This window comes from Eubacterium ramulus (assembly GCF_003122485.1).
GTDB lineage: Bacteria > Bacillota > Clostridia > Lachnospirales > Lachnospiraceae > Eubacterium_I > Eubacterium_I ramulus_A.
This window is the reverse complement of the sequence record NZ_JRFU01000236.1, coordinates 1-3,899: the sequence shown is the minus strand read 5'-3', so window position 1 is coordinate 3,899 and position 3,899 is coordinate 1. Positions and strand designations below refer to the sequence as shown.

Genomic DNA, 3,899 nt, shown 5'->3' with positions numbered 1-3,899 from the left:
TTCAATCTCCGACTGAGATAAATGCTCCGCGAGGGCGCACATTGTCTGGGAGACAATGGTTTTGCGCCGACCGAAACGAAGTGTAGAGTGCAGTGATTCTGAAAAGAAGATGTCAGCTTGCGCTGATCAGAATCACGCACCAAGTCTCACGTGCGTTCGACTTGAATCAAAGTAGATTTGTTCTCCTTGTTGGTTTGGTTTCCGGCAGAATTGGAGACATGTGCAGAAGAATTATGTCATGTGTTACACAATGTGCATGTTGTGATAAAAATGATGATGGCATTTGGGAATTTTACCTGCAATTTACAGAAATCTGGTTCTGGATTTTACCCGGTGGTCATAAGCTGAAAATGTTGCAAATCTGAGAAATATTTTTTCTGGAAAGTTAATCAGAAAAAATAAGTCATAAATCAGAAATCCACGCATATAGTATAGAGTGGGCTAAGAAAGGAGAGATGTATATTTGAAAGAAGAAAAAGAAAAGAGAATTGATACCAAAAAAGAAAAAGAGATAAAAACAGGGGACGTGACAATGCGTGAAACAGAAGAACCTGCCGATGTGTTTCCGGAGAAAACAGGGGATAATCTGATATTTCTGGATGATCCGAAATTACGAAAAGAATATCTGGATTGTATGAGATATCTGCTGACACAGATTACAGATTTTGGATTTGCGCAGGAAGAAGAACTGGGACGCAGCATTATCAGTCATACAAAATATCGTTTAAAAACAAGAGAGAGTATTCTGGCAAAGATGGAGCGCAAGAAACGGGAGTTGACAGAGGAGAATGTGTTTATTTACATAAATGATCTGGCAGGAATTCGTGTGATCTGTCTGTTTCTGGATGATATCTACCGGGTGAGAGATTTTGTCCGTGAACTTCCCGGAATTACAATTGTGAAAGAGAAAGATTTTGTGAAAAAACCGAAAAACAGTGGCTATCAAAGCCTGCATATGATCGTACAATTTGCTAATGGAAAAAAGGTTGAAATTCAGTTGAGAACCATTGGAATGGATTTCTGGTCGGTACTGGAATATCAGCTGCAGTATAAAAAGCATCATAAAAAAGGAAAACAATTGAAAAAGGAGCTGTTTTCCTGTGCCATTGATGTAAGAAATATGGATCAGCGAATGCTGGATCTGAGACAGTCAATTGAAAACGTATAAAAAGGTGTGCCTTCCAGGAAAGCACACCTTTTTTATTACTCAAAGTCAGGGGAATGGGTACATTCTCTTTACCTGCTTCAATGTATTCATTTGTTAAACTGTAATCGAATCTTAAGCCTCAATTGGTTTCAGATCGTCAGCGATGATCAGTTTTGCTTCTGTAGCTGCCTGAATCTCTTCAACAGTGAATTCCGGATTGTACTCTTTTAATACGATTCCTTCCGGAGTTACTTCCATAACACCCATCTCAGTAACAATCAGGTTTACCTGAGCTTCTGCTGTCAGAGGTAATGTACACTGTTTTAAGATCTTCGGTGCACCTTTCTGTGTGTGCTCCATAGCAACGATAACTCGTTTAGCACCTACTACAAGGTCCATAGCTCCACCCATTCCAGGAACCATTTTTCCAGGAATGATCCAGTTTGCGATATTTCCTTTCTCATCTACCTGAAGAGAACCAAGGATCGTAGCATCTACATGTCCACCACGGATGATGGAGAAAGATGTAGCACTGTCAAAGAACATACCGTCTTTCTCGATACCAGCCGGCTGTCCACCTGCATTTACGATGTATGCAGCATCCGGATCTTCCGGATCAACAGCTGCAAGACCGATGAATCCGTTCTCAGACTGTAATGTAAGTTTAACAGATGGATCAAGGTAATCCGGAACCATAGTAGGAAGTCCGATACCAAGGTTTACAACATCACCATCATGTAATTCTTTAGCGACACGTTTCGCGATATATGGTTTGATTTCGCTTCTTTCCATCTTATGCTTCCTCCTTTACTACTAAATAATCAACATAAATGTGTGGAGTTTCCACATAGTTTGGACCAATCTCACCAGCCGGAACGATTTTCTCAACTTCAGCGATAACGATATCAGCTGCGGAAGCCATCATCGGGTTGAAGTTACGAGTAGATCCTTTGTAACGGATATTTCCGGATTCATCAGCAATATATCCCTGAATGATTGCAACGTTACCACGGATTGCTTTCTCAAGAAGGTACTCTTTACCATCTAATTCGATAACCTGTTTGCCTTCAAGAGTTGTCGGTGAAGTGCTGTCAGCAACGATAGTACCGATACCTGTTGGTGTAAGGAATCCTGCAAGACCAGCTCCGCCTGCACGTACTTGCTCAGCAAGTGTACCCTGTGGCTGAAGTTTTAATTCGATCTCACCAGCATTGAATTTTGCTGCAACTTCTTTGTTCAGACCTACGTGTGTAGCGATTAATCTTTTAATTAATCCGTTGTGAAGTAAACGACCTGTTCCTTCATTTTCGAAACCTGCGTCGTTACATACAACTGTAAGGTCTTTTGCTGTTACTTCGTTTACGATAGATTTTGCTGTTCCGTTTGTCATGAATCCACCGACTAATACTGTATCGCCATCTTTGATCAGTGCGGCAGCTTCTTTAGCAGAAATAACTTTTGTTTTAGCCATTTCTTTCCCTCCTATTAATTACATGATAATAATTATTGTGCTCTGTTGATAACGTCATGCGTCCACATAGCCTGTTTCCATTATAGCACCTTGCCCGGCAAAATCCAGAGATATTTCACAAAAAAATTGAAAAAACTGTGATTTGTTTGTAAAAAGTTTGAATCAACGCTTTAAAGTGATAAAATATTTTTGTTGATTTTTGGAATAAAGTAAGATAAAATGACAGAAATGAGTTGAGACAAAGGAGAAAACAGTGATGAATTACTACGGAAAAGGAAATATGATGTCTGTAAGGGAAGATGTCGTGGTTTTGGATGCAACGCTGCGTGACGGTGGTCTGGTAAATGATTTTTACTTTACCGATGACTTTGTACGCGATTTATATAAAACGAATTTGGAAGCCGGTGTAGATTATATGGAGTTCGGCTACCGGGCAGATAAAAAGCAGTTTGATGTGAACAAATTCGGAAAATGGAAATTCGCGGAAGATGAAGCAATTCGTGAGATTGTCGGTGACAATGATACCGATATGAAAATCTCCATTATGGCAGATGTGGGCCGCTGTGATTACAAACACAGTATCAGGGACCGCGTAGACAGTCCGGTGGATCTGGTTCGTGTGGCTACTTATATCAATACGATGCCGGAAGCAATTGCCATGATTGAAGATGCTGCCGCAAAGGGTTATGAGACAACCTGCAATATTATGGCAATTTCCAAATGTCAGGAGCGTGATATTCAGATGGCGCTGGAGATGCTTGTAAAATCTTCGGTAAATGGTGTTTATGTGGTAGACAGTTATGGTTCTCTGTATCCGATGCAGATCTGTGAGATCACCTCCATTTATCTGGATGCGCTGGCAGAGAGCGGAAAAATGGTTGGTATTCATGCGCATAACAATCAGCAGTGTGCTTTTGCAAATACCGTTCAATCACTGGCGGTTGGTGCAAGTATGCTGGATGGAACTGTCATGGGAATGGGACGTGGCGCAGGAAACTGTTCACTGGAAGGACTGCTTGGATTTTTGAAAAATCCGAAGTATGAGATTGCACCGGTACTTTCTTTTATTGAAAAACATATGTTAAAACTCATCGAAGACGGAACGGTATGGGGATACAATATCCCTTATCTGCTGACCGGTCTGACAGATCAGCATCCAAGAACTGCTATTGCCGCAACGAAAAATCACGATACGAATTATCTGGATTTTTATCATATGCTGCTGGATGACTAAAAATTCAAGTCGAACGCACGTGAGACTTGGTGCGTGATTCTGGTCAG

General features: G+C 40.9%; 4 protein-coding genes. 2 read left to right on the top strand and 2 right to left on the bottom strand.

Going from position 1 to position 3,899, the window contains the following annotated elements; all coding sequences use genetic code 11:
• Window positions 1–463: 463 nt before the first annotated feature.
• Complete coding sequence (locus LG34_RS16125; protein ID WP_109216985.1) at window positions 464–1,168, top strand: GTP pyrophosphokinase; 705 nt, start codon at window positions 464–466, stop codon at window positions 1,166–1,168.
• Window positions 1,169–1,279: 111 nt separating this feature from the next.
• On the opposite strand, the gene LG34_RS16120 is transcribed toward LG34_RS16125, so the two are convergent.
• Window positions 1,280–1,939 carry a 3-oxoacid CoA-transferase subunit B gene (locus tag LG34_RS16120; protein ID WP_109216984.1) on the bottom strand — a complete coding sequence of 220 codons (660 nt, stop codon included), beginning with the start codon at window positions 1,937–1,939 and terminating at the stop codon, window positions 1,280–1,282.
• Window position 1,940: 1 nt separating this feature from the next.
• Window positions 1,941–2,618, bottom strand: coding sequence for a CoA transferase subunit A (locus LG34_RS16115; protein ID WP_109216983.1), 678 nt, complete (start codon window positions 2,616–2,618; stop codon window positions 1,941–1,943).
• A 256-nt stretch (window positions 2,619–2,874) separates the two neighbouring features.
• Here LG34_RS16115 and LG34_RS16110 point away from each other — a divergent pair, with 256 nt between their 5' ends.
• Window positions 2,875–3,852, top strand: a complete 978-nt coding sequence (locus LG34_RS16110) for an aldolase catalytic domain-containing protein (protein WP_109216982.1) — start codon at window positions 2,875–2,877, stop codon at window positions 3,850–3,852.
• Window positions 3,853–3,899: the final 47 nt, after the last annotated feature.